General features: G+C 50.7%; 18 protein-coding genes. 12 read left to right on the top strand and 6 right to left on the bottom strand.

The annotated features are described in order from the left end of the window. The first annotated feature begins 3 nt into the window (after window positions 1–3). Complete coding sequence (gene ruvC, locus ACJHWT_RS14120) at window positions 4–525, top strand: crossover junction endodeoxyribonuclease RuvC (protein WP_001295503.1); 522 nt, start codon at window positions 4–6, stop codon at window positions 523–525. 1 nt (window position 526) lies between these two features. On the opposite strand, the gene ACJHWT_RS14115 is transcribed toward ruvC, so the two are convergent. Next, window positions 527–1,129, bottom strand: a complete 603-nt coding sequence (locus ACJHWT_RS14115; protein WP_001024940.1) for a YebB family permuted papain-like enzyme — start codon at window positions 1,127–1,129, stop codon at window positions 527–529. A 70-nt stretch (window positions 1,130–1,199) separates the two neighbouring features. Here ACJHWT_RS14115 and yobI point away from each other — a divergent pair, with 70 nt between their 5' ends. The 3 genes from yobI (at window position 1,200) to ruvB (ending at window position 3,034) form a co-directional block, all read left to right on the top strand. Further along, complete coding sequence (gene yobI, locus ACJHWT_RS14110) at window positions 1,200–1,265, top strand: stress response small protein YobI (RefSeq protein WP_072123646.1); 66 nt, start codon at window positions 1,200–1,202, stop codon at window positions 1,263–1,265. Window positions 1,266–1,403: 138 nt separating this feature from the next. After that, window positions 1,404–2,015, top strand: a complete 612-nt coding sequence (ruvA, locus tag ACJHWT_RS14105) for a Holliday junction branch migration protein RuvA (protein ID WP_000580323.1) — start codon at window positions 1,404–1,406, stop codon at window positions 2,013–2,015. A gap of 8 nt (window positions 2,016–2,023) precedes the next feature. Beyond that, window positions 2,024–3,034 carry a Holliday junction branch migration DNA helicase RuvB gene (ruvB, locus tag ACJHWT_RS14100; protein ID WP_000568519.1) on the top strand — a complete coding sequence of 337 codons (1,011 nt, stop codon included), beginning with the start codon at window positions 2,024–2,026 and terminating at the stop codon, window positions 3,032–3,034. Between the two features lie 144 nt (window positions 3,035–3,178). Here ruvB and znuB read toward each other — a convergent pair whose 3' ends face one another. Together znuB and znuC are read right to left on the bottom strand one after the other, a co-directional pair. Then, a complete protein-coding gene (znuB, locus tag ACJHWT_RS14095) occupies window positions 3,179–3,964 on the bottom strand; it encodes a zinc ABC transporter permease subunit ZnuB (protein ID WP_000571474.1) in 786 nt (261 codons plus the stop codon). Next, complete coding sequence (znuC, locus tag ACJHWT_RS14090; RefSeq protein ID WP_000202996.1) at window positions 3,961–4,716, bottom strand: zinc ABC transporter ATP-binding protein ZnuC; 756 nt, start codon at window positions 4,714–4,716, stop codon at window positions 3,961–3,963. Before znuC ends, znuB begins: the two co-directional genes overlap by 4 nt. Before the next feature lie 78 nt (window positions 4,717–4,794). Here znuC and znuA point away from each other — a divergent pair, with 78 nt between their 5' ends. The 3 genes from znuA (at window position 4,795) to lpxM (ending at window position 8,155) form a co-directional block, all read left to right on the top strand. Next, window positions 4,795–5,727 (top strand): zinc ABC transporter substrate-binding protein ZnuA, encoded by a 933-nt coding sequence (znuA, locus tag ACJHWT_RS14085; RefSeq protein ID WP_024186182.1) that lies wholly within the window; start codon window positions 4,795–4,797, stop codon window positions 5,725–5,727. A gap of 15 nt (window positions 5,728–5,742) precedes the next feature. After that, a complete protein-coding gene (gene mepM / locus ACJHWT_RS14080) occupies window positions 5,743–7,065 on the top strand; it encodes a murein DD-endopeptidase MepM (protein WP_001184045.1) in 1,323 nt (440 codons plus the stop codon). Between the two features lie 118 nt (window positions 7,066–7,183). Continuing rightward, window positions 7,184–8,155, top strand: coding sequence for a lauroyl-Kdo(2)-lipid IV(A) myristoyltransferase (lpxM, locus tag ACJHWT_RS14075; RefSeq protein WP_000448381.1), 972 nt, complete (start codon window positions 7,184–7,186; stop codon window positions 8,153–8,155). A gap of 131 nt (window positions 8,156–8,286) precedes the next feature. Here lpxM and pyk read toward each other — a convergent pair whose 3' ends face one another. Next, complete coding sequence (gene pyk, locus ACJHWT_RS14070) at window positions 8,287–9,729, bottom strand: pyruvate kinase (RefSeq protein WP_000091148.1); 1,443 nt, start codon at window positions 9,727–9,729, stop codon at window positions 8,287–8,289. 127 nt (window positions 9,730–9,856) lie between these two features. Next, on the bottom strand, window positions 9,857–10,726 hold the full coding sequence (hexR, locus tag ACJHWT_RS14065; RefSeq protein ID WP_001056693.1) for a DNA-binding transcriptional regulator HexR: 870 nt from the start codon (window positions 10,724–10,726) through the stop codon (window positions 9,857–9,859). 337 nt (window positions 10,727–11,063) lie between these two features. Between hexR and zwf the strand changes: the two genes are divergently transcribed. The 3 genes from zwf to kdgA all read left to right on the top strand — a co-directional run bounded on the left by zwf (window position 11,064) and on the right by kdgA (window position 15,263). Next, complete coding sequence (gene zwf, locus ACJHWT_RS14060; RefSeq protein ID WP_000301727.1) at window positions 11,064–12,539, top strand: glucose-6-phosphate dehydrogenase; 1,476 nt, start codon at window positions 11,064–11,066, stop codon at window positions 12,537–12,539. Between the two features lie 234 nt (window positions 12,540–12,773). Further along, window positions 12,774–14,585 carry a phosphogluconate dehydratase gene (gene edd, locus ACJHWT_RS14055; RefSeq protein ID WP_001069461.1) on the top strand — a complete coding sequence of 604 codons (1,812 nt, stop codon included), beginning with the start codon at window positions 12,774–12,776 and terminating at the stop codon, window positions 14,583–14,585. Between the two features lie 36 nt (window positions 14,586–14,621). Then, a complete protein-coding gene (gene kdgA / locus ACJHWT_RS14050) occupies window positions 14,622–15,263 on the top strand; it encodes a bifunctional 4-hydroxy-2-oxoglutarate aldolase/2-dehydro-3-deoxy-phosphogluconate aldolase (RefSeq protein ID WP_000800512.1) in 642 nt (213 codons plus the stop codon). Between the two features lie 55 nt (window positions 15,264–15,318). Here kdgA and purT read toward each other — a convergent pair whose 3' ends face one another. Beyond that, window positions 15,319–16,497 (bottom strand): formate-dependent phosphoribosylglycinamide formyltransferase, encoded by a 1,179-nt coding sequence (gene purT / locus ACJHWT_RS14045; RefSeq protein WP_000173459.1) that lies wholly within the window; start codon window positions 16,495–16,497, stop codon window positions 15,319–15,321. A gap of 133 nt (window positions 16,498–16,630) precedes the next feature. Between purT and yebG the strand changes: the two genes are divergently transcribed. Together yebG and yebF are read left to right on the top strand one after the other, a co-directional pair. Further along, window positions 16,631–16,921, top strand: a complete 291-nt coding sequence (gene yebG / locus ACJHWT_RS14040; RefSeq protein WP_000257738.1) for a DNA damage-inducible protein YebG — start codon at window positions 16,631–16,633, stop codon at window positions 16,919–16,921. 66 nt (window positions 16,922–16,987) lie between these two features. Further along, entirely contained in the window at window positions 16,988–17,344 is a 357-nt protein-coding gene (gene yebF / locus ACJHWT_RS14035; RefSeq protein WP_001295500.1) for a protein YebF, read from the top strand. Window positions 17,345–17,442: the final 98 nt, after the last annotated feature.

The following is a 17,442-nucleotide window of genomic DNA, read 5'->3' as shown; positions in this document are numbered from 1 at the left end:
GTGATGGCTATTATTCTCGGCATTGACCCGGGTTCGCGCGTGACCGGCTATGGCGTCATCCGCCAGGTAGGCAGGCAACTGTCCTACCTGGGTAGCGGATGCATACGCACCAAAGTGGATGATTTACCGTCTCGTCTGAAGCTCATCTATGCGGGCGTGACGGAAATCATCACCCAGTTCCAGCCTGATTATTTCGCCATTGAACAAGTCTTTATGGCGAAGAACGCTGACTCAGCCCTGAAACTGGGTCAGGCGCGCGGCGTGGCGATTGTGGCAGCGGTGAATCAGGAATTGCCGGTATTTGAATATGCGGCACGTCAGGTAAAGCAAACGGTGGTAGGTATTGGTAGTGCCGAAAAAAGCCAGGTGCAGCATATGGTCCGCACCTTGCTGAAACTGCCCGCTAATCCACAGGCGGATGCTGCCGATGCATTAGCTATCGCGATTACCCATTGTCACGTCAGTCAGAATGCGATGCAGATGAGCGAATCGCGGCTGAACCTGGCGAGAGGGCGACTGCGTTAAGTTATACCGCCTCGGTCAGTTCCGGCTGAGGCGTTTCCACTCCCTCCGCATGAATCAACACCAAACCCGGATGATGCCACAAACTGGCTGGCGTGACGGTTTTACGCTCCCACGGAATAGAACCTAAGAACCAGAATTTCCAGAAAGTGAGTTTTGCATTCGGATTGCTATTTAACAATTCTCCAAACGTCTCTATTTCACCCACCGGAATACATAGCGCTTCTTTATAAATATCAAAAACAAATTTTGAACAGAACTGGCGCGAAGATTCGTATTTAAAACCGGTGTGGTAAAGTTTGCGTAGCCGGGAGGGAACCTGTTCAACAATTCGTTGTTTTTGTTGTTCTGTCAGCCCAGCGTCTAATCGCTTTATAGCATAGCGTTGATTAGACGAACGTTTAATAAAACGAGATAGCGTGGTGATGGTTGAAAGGGGAACCCGGCTTTCTGCAACCAGGAAGTCTTCACCGTTATGACCGATAATGATCCCGACGTGATTACTCCAGCAATTTGATGCAGCTGATATTTGACCAAATAAGGTAGCACCTATACATGTAAAGACGATATCACCAATTTCATATTCAGCAGGATAATTAATATTCACGTTGTCATTCCATTGAAATAGATATGAATATACGTAATAGCATAAAAAATTTATTTTTTCAGGGGTCGCGATGTGTATTTTTATTACACATTTCTTCGCTGAATATGTAATATTTAAATATTTGCTTCCAATATAATCTGTAGAATAAATTATACTGCGCCATTTTTCAGATCATCGGGACACCTCGCAAGTTTTCTTCATCCTTCGCTGGATATCTATCCAGCATTTTTTTATCATACAGCATTATCTTTGATTCATTACGCAGGAGCGTCATGTGATAGGCAGACTCAGAGGCATCATCATTGAAAAACAACCCCCGCTGGTGTTAATTGAAGTGGGCGGCGTAGGCTATGAAGTGCATATGCCGATGACCTGTTTTTATGAACTCCCTGAAGCGGGTCAGGAAGCGATCGTTTTCACCCACTTTGTGGTGCGTGAAGACGCGCAACTGCTGTACGGTTTTAACAATAAACAAGAGCGCACGTTGTTCAAAGAGTTGATCAAAACCAACGGCGTCGGCCCGAAGTTGGCGCTGGCGATCCTCTCCGGAATGTCAGCGCAGCAGTTCGTTAATGCCGTTGAGCGTGAAGAAGTGGGGGCACTGGTGAAACTGCCGGGTATTGGCAAAAAAACCGCCGAACGCTTGATTGTCGAAATGAAAGACCGATTTAAAGGTTTGCATGGCGATCTCTTTACGCCAGCCGCCGACCTGGTACTCACGTCACCTGCCAGCCCGGCGACCGACGATGCTGAACAGGAAGCGGTTGCTGCGCTGGTGGCGCTGGGCTATAAACCACAAGAAGCAAGCCGTATGGTGAGCAAAATCGCTCGCCCTGACGCCAGCAGTGAAACATTAATTCGCGAAGCCCTACGCGCCGCGTTATGAGGTAAAGGATGATTGAAGCAGACCGTCTGATTTCTGCCGGTACCACTTTGCCGGAAGATGTGGCAGATCGCGCCATTCGCCCTAAATTACTGGAAGAGTATGTTGGTCAGCCGCAGGTTCGTTCGCAGATGGAGATTTTCATCAAAGCAGCGAAACTGCGCGGCGATGCCCTCGATCATCTATTGATTTTTGGTCCTCCGGGGTTGGGTAAAACTACGCTTGCCAATATTGTCGCCAATGAAATGGGCGTTAATTTACGCACGACTTCTGGTCCGGTGCTGGAAAAGGCGGGCGATCTGGCAGCAATGCTCACTAACCTTGAACCACACGATGTACTGTTTATTGATGAGATCCACCGTCTTTCACCAGTGGTGGAAGAGGTGTTGTATCCGGCAATGGAAGATTACCAACTGGATATCATGATTGGTGAAGGTCCGGCGGCACGCTCCATTAAAATTGATTTGCCGCCGTTTACCCTGATTGGTGCAACCACGCGCGCAGGTTCGCTGACATCACCGTTGCGCGATCGTTTTGGTATTGTGCAACGTCTGGAGTTTTATCAGGTGCCGGATCTGCAATATATCGTCAGTCGCAGCGCACGCTTTATGGGGCTTGAGATGAGTGATGACGGCGCGCTGGAAGTTGCTCGTCGTGCGCGCGGTACGCCACGTATTGCCAACCGTCTGCTGCGTCGAGTGCGTGATTTCGCTGAAGTGAAGCACGATGGCACCATCTCGGCAGATATCGCTGCTCAGGCGCTGGATATGTTGAATGTCGATGCTGAAGGTTTCGATTATATGGACCGCAAATTGTTGCTGGCGGTAATCGATAAGTTCTTTGGTGGGCCGGTAGGTCTGGATAACCTGGCGGCAGCCATTGGCGAAGAACGTGAAACCATTGAGGATGTACTGGAACCTTATTTGATTCAGCAAGGCTTTTTGCAGCGTACACCGCGTGGGCGTATGGCGACGACGCGGGCGTGGAATCACTTTGGCATAACGCCGCCAGAAATGCCGTAAGTCGGATTGGTCGCTCGCGCCGCATCCGACACTGGCAGTGTGCCTGATGCGACGCTGTTCGTCTTATCAGGCCTACCAGAGATAGCGAACCGTAGGTCGGATAAGGCGCTCGCGCCGCATCCGACAAATATGTTCAGCGAAAGATTAGCTGGCCTGTTTTTTCATCATACTGAGAATAAATAACAGTGCCGCGCATAGCACCACCGACGGGCCTGCAGGTGTATCGTAAAATGCGGAAAAGGTTAAACCGCCAGTCACTGCCAGCATCCCCACCAAAACAGCGACACCAGCCATCTGTTCCGGCGTGCGGGCAAAGCGACGTGCAGTAGCAGCAGGAATAATCAGCAGTGAAGTAATAATCAACGCGCCGACGAATTTCATCGCTACACCAATCGTCAATGCCGTCACCAGCATCAACAACAATTTCACGCGCTGTAATTTCACACCATCAACAAACGCCAGATCCGGGCTAATCGTCATCGACAGCAAATTGCGCCATTGCCAGAACAAAATAGCCACCACGATGACCACGCCAATCGCAATAGAGATGAGATCTTCTGGCGTCACTGCCAGTAAATCACCGAACAGGTAAGCCATCAAATCAACACGAATATTAGACATCAGACTAACGACCACCAGGCCCAGCGACAGGGCACTGTGCGCCATAATCCCTAATAACGTGTCGATCGCCAGCTGTGGACGCTTCTCCAGCCATACCAGACCGCCCGCCAGCAGCAGCGTAACTGCAATCACCGCATAGAATGGATTCACGTCCAGCAACAAACCAAACGCGACGCCAAGTAATGAGGCATGAGCCAGCGTATCACCGAAATAAGACATACGACGCCAGACTACAAACGAACCCAGCGGACCCGCGGCACAGGCGAGCATGATCCCGGCTAACCAACCGGGAAATAATAATTCAATCATGAGCGATCATTTCCCCGACGCAAAACAATTCGTCCCTGTAAATCGTGACGATGATTATGATGATGGCGATAGATACCCAGTTGTTCAGCACCACGAGGACCAAACATAGAAATAAACTCCGGATGCAGGGAAACAACTTCCGGTGTGCCGGAACAACAAATGTGGTGATTCAGGCAAAGCACTTCATCGGTTTTTGCCATTACCAGATGCAGATCGTGAGATACCATTAAAACGCCACAATCCAGTTCACGACGCAGTTGGTCAATAAGGTCATATAACGCCACCTGACCATTCACATCCACGCCCTGAGTGGGTTCATCCAGCACTAATAATTGCGGTCGATTTAACAATGCTCGCGCTAACAGTACACGCTGCGTTTCGCCACCCGAGAGCTTTTGCATCGGTGCGTTAATCAGATGCCCGGCCTGGACACGTTTCAGTGCAGGCAAAATATCTTCTTTATGTGTGCCAGGGCGTAAGCGTAAAAAACGGTTTACGGTCAGTGGCAACGTGGTGTCGAGATACAGCTTCTGCGGTACATAGCCGATGCGCAGTTTTCCGTTGCGCTTGATAACCCCTTCATCGGGTGTTACCAGTCCGAGCACTACCCGTACCAGTGTCGACTTACCTGCGCCGTTTGGCCCAAGTAAAGTCAAAATTTTTCCAGGTTTAAGTTCCAGCGACACATCAGAGAGGACGCGGCGTTGGCCAAAAGAAACCGAGACATTTTCCAGGGAAACCAGACTTGTCATGTTAATTTTAGTCTTGCAGTAGTCATGAAATGTTATAATATCACACTTCTCATATTCATTACGATGATTGGTCGCATTATGTTACATAAAAAAACGCTTCTTTTCGCAGCATTATCCGCCGCTCTCTGGGGCGGTGCAACACAGGCCGCAGATGCCGCCGTTGTCGCTTCGCTTAAACCCGTTGGGTTCATCGCTTCTGCCATTGCTGATGGGGTAACAGAAACGCAGGTTTTACTGCCTGACGGCGCTTCAGAACATGATTATTCACTGCGTCCATCGGATGTAAAACGCTTACAGAACGCGGACTTAGTCGTTTGGGTTGGCCCGGAGATGGAAGCGTTTATGCAAAAACCGGTAAGTAAATTACCAGAAGCGAAACAGGTAACGATTGCGCAGCTAGAGAATGTGAAACCGCTGCTGATGAAAAGTATTCACGACGATGATGATGATCACGATCACGCGGAAAAAAGTGACGAAGATCACCATCACGGCGATTTCAACATGCATCTTTGGCTTTCCCCAGAGATAGCGCGGGCTACAGCGGTTGCAATCCATGGAAAATTAGTGGAACTTATGCCGCAAAGTCGAGCCAAACTTGACGCCAACCTGAAGGATTTTGAGGCACAATTAGCCTCAACCGAAACGCAGGTTGGTAACGAGCTCGCGCCGCTCAAGGGGAAAGGTTATTTCGTTTTTCACGATGCTTACGGCTATTTCGAAAAACAGTTCGGACTGACACCGCTTGGTCATTTTACCGTTAACCCTGAGATTCAACCTGGCGCGCAGCGTTTACATGAAATAAGAACACAGTTGGTTGAGCAAAAAGCAACCTGCGTTTTTGCTGAGCCACAGTTCAGGCCAGCGGTCGTTGAGAGCGTCGCACGAGGGACATCCGTTCGTATGGGAACGTTGGATCCCCTGGGGACGAATATCAAACTGGGTAAAACAAGCTATTCAGAATTCCTGAGTCAATTAGCCAACCAGTATGCGAGCTGCCTGAAAGGAGATTAATGAGGAAGTGATTACGTGCAACAGATAGCCCGCTCTGTCGCCCTGGCGTTTAATAATTTACCGCGACCACACCGCGTTATGTTGGGGTCGCTCACCGTTCTTACTCTGGCCGTCGCTGTCTGGCGGCCCTATGTTTATCACCGCGATGCCACGCCAATTGTCAAAACCATTGAGCTGGAACAGAACGAAATTCGTTCGCTCTTACCTGAAGCCAGTGAGCCGATTGATCAAGCTGCACAAGAAGATGAAGCCATTCCCCAGGACGAACTGGATGACAAAATCGCCGGTGAAGCGGGCGTGCATGAATATGTTGTTTCCACTGGCGATACGCTAAGCAGCATTCTCAATCAGTATGGTATTGATATGGGTGATATCACCCAACTGGCTGCGGCCGACAAAGAATTGCGTAACCTGAAAATCGGTCAACAACTCTCCTGGACATTAACCGCGGACGGCGAACTGCAGCGCCTCACCTGGGAAGTGTCTCGTCGTGAAACCCGAACCTATGACCGTACTGCCGCTAACGGTTTTAAAATGACCAGCGAAATGCAGCAAGGAGAGTGGGTCAACAATCTGCTGAAAGGTACCGTCGGGGGGAGCTTTGTTGCCAGCGCCAGAAACGCCGGTTTAACCAGCGCCGAAGTGAGCGCAGTGATTAAAGCCATGCAGTGGCAAATGGATTTCCGCAAACTGAAAAAAGGCGATGAATTTGCGGTGTTAATGTCTCGAGAAATGCTTGATGGTAAACGTGAGCAAAGCCAGCTGCTGGGCGTACGTTTGCGTTCAGAAGGTAAAGATTATTACGCAATCCGCGCTGAGGATGGCAAATTCTACGATCGTAACGGTACTGGTCTGGCGAAAGGATTCTTGCGATTCCCGACGGCGAAACAGTTCCGTATCTCGTCTAACTTTAACCCGCGTCGTACTAATCCGGTGACCGGCCGCGTTGCGCCACACAGAGGTGTTGATTTCGCCATGCCGCAGGGTACGCCAGTGCTTTCAGTGGGTGACGGTGAAGTGGTGGTTGCCAAACGCAGTGGCGCAGCAGGTTATTATGTGGCTATTCGTCATGGTCGCAGCTACACCACGCGTTATATGCACTTGCGCAAGATTCTGGTGAAACCGGGACAGAAGGTGAAACGTGGCGACCGTATCGCGCTTTCCGGTAATACCGGTCGTTCAACCGGGCCGCATCTGCACTATGAAGTATGGATAAACCAGCAGGCCGTAAACCCGCTGACGGCAAAACTGCCGCGTACCGAAGGGCTGACCGGCTCCGATCGTCGCGAATTCCTGGCGCAGGCCAAAGAGATTGTGCCGCAGCTACGGTTTGATTAATTAACATCCATTCGCAGCCGGTACGCAGTCAGTACCGGCTTTTTTATTTGGTGCGGGGCAAGTTGCGCCGCTACACTATCACCAGATTGATTTTTGCCTTATCCGAAACTGGAAAAGCATGGAAACGAAAAAAAATAATAGCGAATACATTCCTGAGTTTGATAAATCCTTTCGCCACCCGCGCTACTGGGGAGCATGGCTGGGCGTAGCAGCGATGGCGGGTATCGCTTTAACGCCGCCAAAGTTCCGTGATCCCATTCTGGCACGGCTGGGACGTTTTGCCGGACGACTGGGAAAAAGCTCACGCCGTCGTGCGTTAATCAATCTGTCGCTCTGCTTTCCAGAACGTAGTGAAGCTGAACGCGAAGCGATTGTTGATGAGATGTTTGCCACTGCGCCGCAAGCGATGGCAATGATGGCTGAGTTGGCAATACGCGGGCCGGAGAAAATTCAGCCGCGCGTTGACTGGCAAGGGCTGGAGATCATCGAAGAGATGCGGCGTAATAACGAGAAAGTGATTTTTCTGGTGCCGCACGGTTGGGCCGTCGATATTCCTGCCATGCTGATGGCCTCGCAAGGGCAGAAAATGGCAGCGATGTTCCATAATCAGGGCAACCCGGTTTTTGATTATGTCTGGAACACGGTGCGCCGTCGCTTTGGTGGTCGTCTGCATGCGAGAAATGATGGTATTAAACCATTCATCCAGTCGGTACGTCAGGGTTACTGGGGATATTATTTACCCGATCAGGATCATGGCCCAGAACACAGCGAATTTGTTGATTTCTTTGCCACCTATAAAGCGACGTTGCCCGCGATTGGTCGTTTGATGAAAGTGTGCCGTGCGCGCGTTGTACCGCTATTTCCGATTTATGATGGCAAGACGCATCGTCTGACGATTCAGGTGCGCCCACCGATGGATGATCTGTTAGAGGCGGATGATCATACGATTGCGCGGCGGATGAATGAAGAAGTCGAGATTTTTGTTGGTCCGCGACCAGAACAATACACCTGGATATTAAAATTGCTGAAAACTCGCAAACCGGGCGAAATCCAACCGTATAAGCGCAAAGATCTTTATCCCATCAAATAAAAAATGCCTCTCGCGAGGAGAGGCCTTCGACTGATGATAAGTTCAAGTTTGCTTCAGAAGATTCGAAATCTGTTGAATTATCATTGAACTGTAGGCCGGATGAGGCGTTTTCGCCGCATCCGGCAACGTACTTACTCTACCGTTAAAATACGCGTGGTATTAGTAGAACCCACGGTACTCATCACGTCGCCCTGGGTGACAATCACCAGGTCACCAGACATCAAGTAACCTTTATCGCGCAGCAGATTAACCGCTTCGCTGGCAGCCGCTACGCCGTCATTAGCGCTATCAAAGTGCACCGGCGTAACGCCGCGATAGAGAGCAGTCAGGTTCAGCGTACGTTCATGGCGTGACATGGCGAAAATTGGCAGACCAGAGCTGATACGGGAGGTCATCAGCGCGGTACGACCCGATTCGGTCATGGTGATGATCGCCGTAACGCCTTTCAGGTGGTTAGCCGCGTACATTGCTGACATGGCAATGGCTTCTTCCACATTGTCGAACTGAACGTCCAGACGGTGTTTAGAAACGTTGATGCTCGGGATTTTTTCCGCCCCCAGGCAAACGCGTGCCATGGCTGCAACGGTTTCTGACGGATACTGACCAGCAGCAGTTTCTGCAGAAAGCATCACAGCGTCAGTACCATCCAGAACGGCGTTTGCTACGTCCATGACTTCTGCACGCGTCGGCATCGGGTTAGTAATCATTGACTCCATCATCTGGGTCGCCGTGATTACTGCGCGGTTAAGCTGACGCGCACGACGGATCAACGCTTTCTGAATGCCGACCAGTTCCGGATCGCCAATTTCCACACCGAGGTCGCCGCGAGCAACCATTACCACGTCAGAGGCGAGGATGATGTCATCCATTGCATCCTGGCTGCAAACGGCTTCCGCACGTTCAACCTTGGCAACAATTTTCGCATCACATCCTGCATCGCGTGCCAGCCGACGGGCATAGTTCAGATCTTCGCCGCAGCGTGGGAAGGAGACAGCCAGGTAATCTACGCCAATTAACGCTGCAGTCTTAATGTCTGCTTTGTCTTTTTCGGTCAGCGCTTCAGCCGACAAACCGCCGCCAAGTTTGTTGATACCTTTATTGTTGGAGAGGGGACCACCGACGGTCACTTCGGTGAACACTTTCATGCCCTGAACTTCCAGTACTTTTAACTGAACGCGACCATCGTCCAGCAGCAGGATGTCACCAGGCACGACGTCAGCAGGCAGGCCTTTGTAGTCGATACCGACTTTTTCTTTGTCGCCTTCACCTTTACCCAGGTTGGCGTCGAGCAGGAATTTATCCCCAATATTGAGGAAAACTTTGCCTTCTTTAAAGGTGGATACACGAATTTTGGGCCCCTGGAGGTCACCCAGAATAGCCACATGACGCCCCAGTTTTGCGGCAATTTCACGAACTTTATCCGCGCGCATTTTGTGATCTTCAGGCGAGCCGTGAGAAAAGTTCATACGTACAACGTTGGCACCCGCTGCGATAACTTTTTCAAGATTATTATCGCGATCTGTTGCTGGGCCTAACGTGGTAACGATTTTTGTTCTGCGAAGCCTTCTGGACATGTAATACTCCGTTGACTGAAACAACCAGGTGTTGCTTGAACATGAAATCCGAATGAAATAACGCCGCGATGGCGATAAATTAATCTCATTCGGATGTCGTATAAGATTAGGACAGTGACAGTCGTTTTTAGCGATCGTCACTTAAATTAAGTAACGGCTTATCAAAACGCGATTCCTTCAGCGCTTCCTTGACCCGCTTCAAGTTATCTCTGAATTTTGCACCGCGTCGCAAAGTAAATCCTGTCGCCAGCACATCTATCACGGTCAGCTGCGCAAGTCGAGAAACCATGGGCATATAAATGTCAGTATCTTCCGGTACGTCGAGGGTAATTGCCAGCGTTGCTTCCCGGGCGAGCGGGGTACCCGCAGAGGTGAGGGCAATCACCATGGCGTCGTTTTCGCGTGCCAGCTGCGCCAGCTCGACCAGATTTTTTGTTCTTCCCGTGTGAGAAATCAGCACCACCACGTCTCCGTCGCTACAATTCATACAACTCATGCGTTGCAGCACGATATCATCGGAGTACACCACCGGAACATTAAAACGAAAGAACTTATTCATCGCATCGTGGGCAACGGCGGCTGAAGAGCCTAATCCGAAAAAGGCGATTTTTTTTGCCTGAGTGAGCAAATCGACGGCGCGGTTGATGGCAGATTTATCCAGTGAATGACGGACATGATCGAGCGTTGCCATTGCGGACTCAAATATTTTCCCCGTGTATGATTCAACGCTGTCATCTTCATTGACGTTGCGATTAACATAGGGAGTGCCATTCGCCAGACTTTGTGCCAGATGAAGTTTAAAATCAGGAAAACCGCGAGTGTCCATGCTGCGACAGAAACGATTCACCGTCGGTTCGCTAACATTGGCTTCCAGCGCCAGAGCAGCAATACTCGAATGGATCGCGTTATCGGGCGAAGCCAGAATGACCTCGGCAACTTTGCGCTCAGATTTGCTCAAATGTTCCAGCTGAGACTGGATTTTTTCCAGCATATTCATGATGTAAAGAGACTCACGGGTAATGACGATTTCCGCTCTGAAAGAAATCGAAATGCAGTTTTGTCAGATATTACGCCTGTGTGCTGTGTTAATGACAAAAGCAGATAAAAAAGTTGTTATTTTTTTTCATAACATGATCAGTGTCAGATTTTTACCCAATGGAAAACGATGATTTTTTTATCAGTTTTGCCGCACTTTGCGCGCTTTTACCGTAATCGCACGGGTGGATAAGCGTTTACAGTTTTCGCAAGCTCGTAAAAGCAGTACAGTGCACCGTAAGAAAATTACAAGTATACCCTGGCTTAAGTACCGGGATAGTTAACTTAAGGAGAATGACATGGCGGTAACGCAAACAGCCCAGGCCTGTGACCTGGTCATTTTCGGCGCGAAAGGCGACCTTGCGCGTCGTAAATTGCTGCCTTCCCTGTATCAACTGGAAAAAGCCGGTCAGCTCAACCCGGACACCCGGATTATCGGCGTAGGGCGTGCTGACTGGGATAAAGCGGCTTATACCAAAGTTGTCCGCGAGGCGCTCGAAACTTTCATGAAAGAAACCATTGATGAAGGTTTATGGGACACCCTGAGTGCACGTCTGGATTTTTGTAATCTCGATGTCAATGACACTGCTGCATTCAGCCGTCTCGGCGCGATGCTGGATCAAAAAAATCGTATCACCATTAACTACTTTGCCATGCCGCCCAGCACTTTTGGCGCAATTTGCAAAGGGCTTGGTGAGGCAAAACTGAATGCTAAACCGGCACGCGTAGTCATGGAGAAACCGCTGGGGACGTCGCTGGCGACCTCGCAGGAAATCAACGATCAGGTTGGCGAATACTTCGAGGAGTGCCAGGTTTACCGTATCGACCACTATCTTGGTAAAGAAACGGTGCTGAACCTGTTGGCGCTGCGTTTTGCTAACTCCCTGTTTGTGAATAACTGGGACAATCGCACCATTGATCATGTTGAGATTACCGTGGCAGAAGAAGTGGGGATCGAAGGGCGCTGGGGCTATTTTGATAAAGCCGGTCAGATGCGCGACATGATCCAGAACCACCTGCTGCAAATTCTTTGCATGATTGCGATGTCTCCGCCGTCTGACCTGAGTGCAGACAGCATCCGCGATGAAAAAGTGAAAGTACTGAAGTCTCTGCGCCGCATTGACCGCTCCAACGTGCGCGAAAAAACCGTACGCGGGCAATATACTGCGGGCTTCGCCCAGGGCAAAAAAGTGCCGGGATATCTGGAAGAAGAGGGCGCGAACAAGAGCAGCAATACAGAAACCTTCGTGGCGATCCGCGTCGACATTGATAACTGGCGCTGGGCCGGTGTGCCATTCTACCTGCGTACTGGTAAACGTCTGCCGACCAAATGTTCTGAAGTCGTGGTCTATTTCAAAACACCTGAACTGAATCTGTTTAAAGAGTCGTGGCAGGATCTGCCGCAGAATAAACTGACTATCCGTCTGCAACCTGATGAAGGCGTGGATATCCAGGTACTAAATAAAGTTCCTGGCCTTGACCATAAACATAACCTGCAAATCACCAAGCTGGATCTGAGCTATTCAGAAACCTTTAATCAAACGCATCTGGCAGACGCCTATGAACGTCTGCTGCTGGAAACCATGCGTGGTATTCAGGCACTGTTCGTACGTCGCGATGAAGTGGAAGAAGCCTGGAAATGGGTAGACTCCATTACTGAGGCGTGGGCGATGGACAATGATGCGCCGAAACCGTATCAGGCCGGAACCTGGGGACCCGTTGCCTCAGTGGCGATGATTACCCGTGATGGTCGTTCCTGGAATGAGTTTGAGTAATATCTGCGCTCATCCTTTATGGTTATTTTACCGGTAACATGATCTTGCACAGATTGTAGAACAATTTTTACACTTTCAGGCCTCGTGCGGATTCACCCACGAGGCTTTTTTTATTACACTGACTGAAACGTTTTTGCCCTATGAGCTACGGTTACAGGCGTTTCAGTCATGAATCCTCTGAATGAAACGTGTTGTGAATCATCCTGCTCTGACAACTCAATTTCAGGAGCCTTTATGAATCCACAATTGTTACGCGTAACAAATCGAATCATTGAACGTTCGCGCGAGACTCGCTCTGCTTATCTCGCCCGGATAGAACAAGCGAAAACTTCGACCGTTCATCGTTCGCAGTTGGCATGCGGTAACCTGGCACACGGTTTCGCTGCCTGCCAGCCAGAAGACAAAGCCTCTTTGAAAAGCATGTTGCGTAACAATATCGCCATCATCACCTCCTATAACGACATGCTCTCCGCTCACCAGCCTTATGAACACTATCCAGAAATCATTCGTAAAGCCCTGCATGAAGCGAATGCGGTTGGTCAGGTTGCGGGCGGTGTTCCGGCGATGTGTGATGGTGTCACCCAGGGGCAGGATGGAATGGAATTGTCGCTGTTAAGCCGCGAAGTGATTGCGATGTCTGCGGCGGTGGGGCTGTCCCATAACATGTTTGATGGTGCGCTGTTCCTCGGTGTGTGCGACAAGATTGTCCCGGGTCTGACCATGGCAGCCCTGTCGTTTGGTCATTTGCCTGCGGTGTTTGTGCCGTCTGGACCGATGGCAAGCGGTTTACCAAATAAAGAAAAAGTGCGTATTCGCCAGCTTTATGCCGAAGGTAAAGTGGACCGCATGGCACTACTGGAGTCAGAAGCCGCGTCTTATCATGCGCCGGGAACATGTACTTTCTACGGTACTGCCAATACCAACCAGATGGTGGTGGAGTTTATGGGGATGCAGTTGCCAGGCTCTTCTTTTGTTCATCCGGATTCTCCGCTGCGCGATGCTTTGACCGCTGCAGCTGCGCGCCAGGTTACGCGCATGACCGGTAATGGTAATGAATGGATGCCGATCGGTAAGATGATCGATGAGAAAGTGGTGGTGAACGGTATCGTTGCACTGCTGGCGACCGGTGGTTCCACTAACCACACCATGCACCTGGTGGCGATGGCGCGCGCAGCCGGTATTCAGATTAACTGGGATGACTTCTCTGACCTTTCTGATGTTGTACCGCTGATGGCACGTCTCTACCCGAACGGTCCGGCCGATATTAACCACTTCCAGGCGGCAGGTGGCGTACCGGTTCTGGTGCGTGAACTGCTCAAAGCAGGCCTGCTGCATGAAGATGTCAATACGGTGGCAGGCTTTGGTCTGTCTCGTTATACCCTTGAACCATGGCTGAATAATGGCGAACTGGACTGGCGGGAAGGGGCGGAAAAATCACTCGACAACAATGTGATCGCGTCCTTCGAACAACCTTTCTCTCATCATGGTGGGACAAAAGTGTTAAGCGGTAACCTGGGCCGAGCGGTTATGAAAACCTCTGCCGTGCCGGTAGAGAACCAGGTGATTGAAGCGCCAGCGGTTGTTTTTGAAAGCCAGCATGACGTTATGCCGGCCTTTGAAGCGGGTTTACTGGACCGCGATTGTGTCGTTGTTGTCCGTCATCAGGGGCCAAAAGCGAACGGAATGCCAGAATTACATAAACTCATGCCGCCACTTGGTGTATTATTGGACCGGTGTTTCAAAATTGCGTTAGTTACCGATGGACGACTCTCCGGCGCTTCAGGTAAAGTGCCGTCAGCTATCCACGTAACACCAGAGGCCTACGATGGCGGGCTGCTGGCAAAAGTGCGCGACGGGGACATCATTCGAGTGAATGGACAGACAGGCGAACTGACGCTGCTGGTAGACGAAGCGGAACTGGCTGCTCGCGAACCACACATTCCTGACCTGAGCGCGTCACGCGTGGGAACAGGACGTGAATTATTCAGCGCCTTGCGTGAAAAACTGTCCGGTGCCGAACAGGGCGCAACCTGTATCACTTTTTAAGACGACAAATTTGTAATCAGGCGAGAGAAAACTCTGATGAAAAACTGGAAAACAAGTGCAGAATCAATCCTGACCACCGGCCCGGTTGTACCGGTTATCGTGGTAAAAAAACTGGAACACGCGGTGCCGATGGCAAAAGCGTTGGTTGCTGGTGGGGTGCGCGTTCTGGAAGTGACTCTGCGTACCGAGTGCGCAGTTGACGCTATCCGTGCTATCGCCAAAGAAGTGCCTGAAGCGATTGTGGGTGCCGGTACGGTGCTGAATCCACAGCAGCTGGCAGAAGTCACTGAAGCGGGTGCACAGTTTGCAATTAGCCCGGGTCTGACCGAGCCGCTGCTGAAAGCTGCTACCGAAGGGACTATTCCTCTGATTCCGGGGATCAGCACTGTTTCCGAACTGATGCTGGGTATGGACTACGGTTTGAAAGAGTTCAAATTCTTCCCGGCTGAAGCTAACGGCGGTGTGAAAGCCCTGCAGGCGATCGCGGGTCCGTTCTCCCAGGTCCGTTTCTGCCCGACAGGTGGTATTTCTCCGGCTAACTACCGTGACTACCTGGCGCTGAAAAGCGTGCTGTGCATCGGTGGTTCCTGGCTGGTTCCGGCAGATGCGCTGGAAGCGGGCGATTACGACCGCATTACTAAGCTGGCGCGTGAAGCTGTAGAAGGCGCTAAGCTGTAAAAGTCAAAATGCCCGATCGAGGATCGGGCATTTTTGTAGCGTTTTTTTGCCGGGTTTAACCCTGTACTTTTACCTGTCCGGCGGCGTGCTTTGCGCGCTCAATCGCTTCATCAACACTCTCAGCGGTCGCCAGCGCAACACCCAGACGACGGCTGCCATCAATTTCCGGCTTACCAAATAAACGAATCTGTATGCCTGCGCCTACGGCATTCTGCACATTATCAAACGTGACATTCTGACTGGTCAGTTGTGGCAGGATAACGGCAGAAGCTGCAGGACCATACTGACGGATCCCGCCAACCGGAAGTCCGAGAAAGGCTCGCACATGCAGGGCAAACTCCGAGAGATCCTGAGAAATTAACGTCACCATCCCGGTATCATGTGGGCGAGGGGAGACCTCACTGAAAATCACCTCATCACCACAGACAAACAGCTCGACACCAAACAGCCCATAACCGCCCAGTGCCAGCACCACTTTACGGGCAATCTCTTGCGCACGTTCCAAAGCCAGCTGGCTCATTTGCTGTGGTTGCCAGGATTCACGATAGTCGCCATCTTCCTGGCGATGACCTACCGGTGCACAGAAATGGACGCCATCCACCGCGCTGACGGTTAGCAGGGTAATTTCGAAGTCAAACTTAACGACGCCTTCAACAATTACGCGGCCCGCTCCGGCGCGACCGCCTTGCTGAGCGTACTCCCATGCATGAGCAAGTTGCTCTGCAGAACGAATAAACGTCTGCCCCTTGCCGGAGGAACTCATCACCGGTTTAACAATGCAGGGATAGCCGATTTCAGCAACCGCCTCGCGGAAAAGGTTTTCGTTATCGGCAAAACGATAAGTGGAAGTGGGCAGCTGCAGCTCTTCTGCTGCCAGGCGACGGATACCCTCGCGATTCATCGTTAATTTCGTTGCGCGAGCGCAGGGGACAACATTCAGTCCTTCCTCTTCAAGTTGGATCAGCATATCGGTGGCAATAGCTTCGATCTCCGGCACGATATAATGTGGTTTTTCCAGTTCAACCACACGGCGTAATGCATCACCATCAAGCATATTAATGACATGGGAGCGATGCGCGACATGCATGGCTGGTGCGTCGGCATAGCGATCGACGGCAATCACCTCTACGCCGAGACGCTGACACTCGATTGCCACTTCTTTACCCAGTTCACCGGAGCCTAATAACATCACGCGAGTTGCTGCCGGACGCAGCGCAGTGCCTAATAACGTCATAACGAATATCCCCTGATTTATTCCGCGCGCAGTATAAACGAAAACGTTTGCGCGTGTCTTTATTGTTGATGTTGATTTCCCAATCGAGAAGAAATATACTGTATAAAATCACAGTTATTATGAGAGGCTGCAAATGGCGGTTGAAGTTAAATACGTAGTCATTCGTGAGGGCGAAGAGAAAATGTCGTTTACCAGCAAAAAGGAAGCCGATGCTTATGACAAAATGCTTGATACGGCGGATCTGCTTGACACCTGGCTGACAAATTCTCCAGTGCAAATGGAAGACGAGCAACGTGAAGCCCTTTCGCTATGGCTGGCAGAACAAAAAGATGTGCTGAGCACCATTCTGAAAACCGGCAAATTACCGTCCCCACAGGTCGTCGGTGCTGAATCCGAAGAGGAAGATGCCTCACACGCGGCCTGAAGCAACTTGCGCTCCTGACAATTTGTACCATGCTTTCTCCTGAATCATTGTGCTATGGAGAAAAACATGAAAAAAAGAGGGGCGTTTTTAGGGCTGTTGTTGGTTTCTGCCTGCGCATCAGTTTTCGCTGCCAATAATGAAACCAGCAAGTCGGTCACTTTCCCAAAGTGTGAAGGTCTGGATGCTGCCGGAATTGCCGCGAGCGTAAAACGTGATTATCAACAAAATCGCGTGGCGCGCTGGGCAGATGATCAAAAAATTGTCGGTCAGGCCGATCCTGTGGCATGGGTCAGTTTGCAGGACATTCAGGGTAAAGATGATAAATGGTCAGTACCGCTAACCGTACGTGGTAAAAGTGCCGATATTCATTACCAGGTCAGCGTGGACTGCAAAGCGGGAATGGCGGAATATCAGCGGCGTTAATGGCCTCTGATAATTCGATTGACCGTCGGCGGATGCGGCGCGAATGCCTTGTCCGCCCCACAACGCACCACAATCGTAGGCCTGAGAAGACGCAACAG

Origin of the sequence: Escherichia sp. WS338 (assembly GCF_046486405.1) — a bacterium.
Taxonomy (GTDB): domain Bacteria; phylum Pseudomonadota; class Gammaproteobacteria; order Enterobacterales; family Enterobacteriaceae; genus Escherichia; species Escherichia coli.
The sequence above is the reverse complement of the archived record's forward strand: the minus strand, read 5'-3'. Positions and strand labels throughout refer to the sequence as shown.

Coding starts and splice junctions, on each gene's coding strand:
- edd (WP_001069461.1), top strand. CDS start 12,774: ATGAATCCACAATTGTTACGCGTAACAAATCGAATCATTGAACGTTCG.
- znuC (WP_000202996.1), bottom strand. CDS start 4,716: ATGACAAGTCTGGTTTCCCTGGAAAATGTCTCGGTTTCTTTTGGCCAA.
- yebG (WP_000257738.1), top strand. CDS start 16,631: ATGGCGGTTGAAGTTAAATACGTAGTCATTCGTGAGGGCGAAGAGAAA.
- lpxM (WP_000448381.1), top strand. CDS start 7,184: ATGGAAACGAAAAAAAATAATAGCGAATACATTCCTGAGTTTGATAAA.
- kdgA (WP_000800512.1), top strand. CDS start 14,622: ATGAAAAACTGGAAAACAAGTGCAGAATCAATCCTGACCACCGGCCCG.
- yebF (WP_001295500.1), top strand. CDS start 16,988: ATGAAAAAAAGAGGGGCGTTTTTAGGGCTGTTGTTGGTTTCTGCCTGC.
- hexR (WP_001056693.1), bottom strand. CDS start 10,726: ATGAATATGCTGGAAAAAATCCAGTCTCAGCTGGAACATTTGAGCAAA.
- zwf (WP_000301727.1), top strand. CDS start 11,064: ATGGCGGTAACGCAAACAGCCCAGGCCTGTGACCTGGTCATTTTCGGC.
- pyk (WP_000091148.1), bottom strand. CDS start 9,729: ATGTCCAGAAGGCTTCGCAGAACAAAAATCGTTACCACGTTAGGCCCA.
- znuA (WP_024186182.1), top strand. CDS start 4,795: ATGTTACATAAAAAAACGCTTCTTTTCGCAGCATTATCCGCCGCTCTC.
- purT (WP_000173459.1), bottom strand. CDS start 16,497: ATGACGTTATTAGGCACTGCGCTGCGTCCGGCAGCAACTCGCGTGATG.
- znuB (WP_000571474.1), bottom strand. CDS start 3,964: ATGATTGAATTATTATTTCCCGGTTGGTTAGCCGGGATCATGCTCGCC.
- ruvB (WP_000568519.1), top strand. CDS start 2,024: ATGATTGAAGCAGACCGTCTGATTTCTGCCGGTACCACTTTGCCGGAA.
- ruvC (WP_001295503.1), top strand. CDS start 4: ATGGCTATTATTCTCGGCATTGACCCGGGTTCGCGCGTGACCGGCTAT.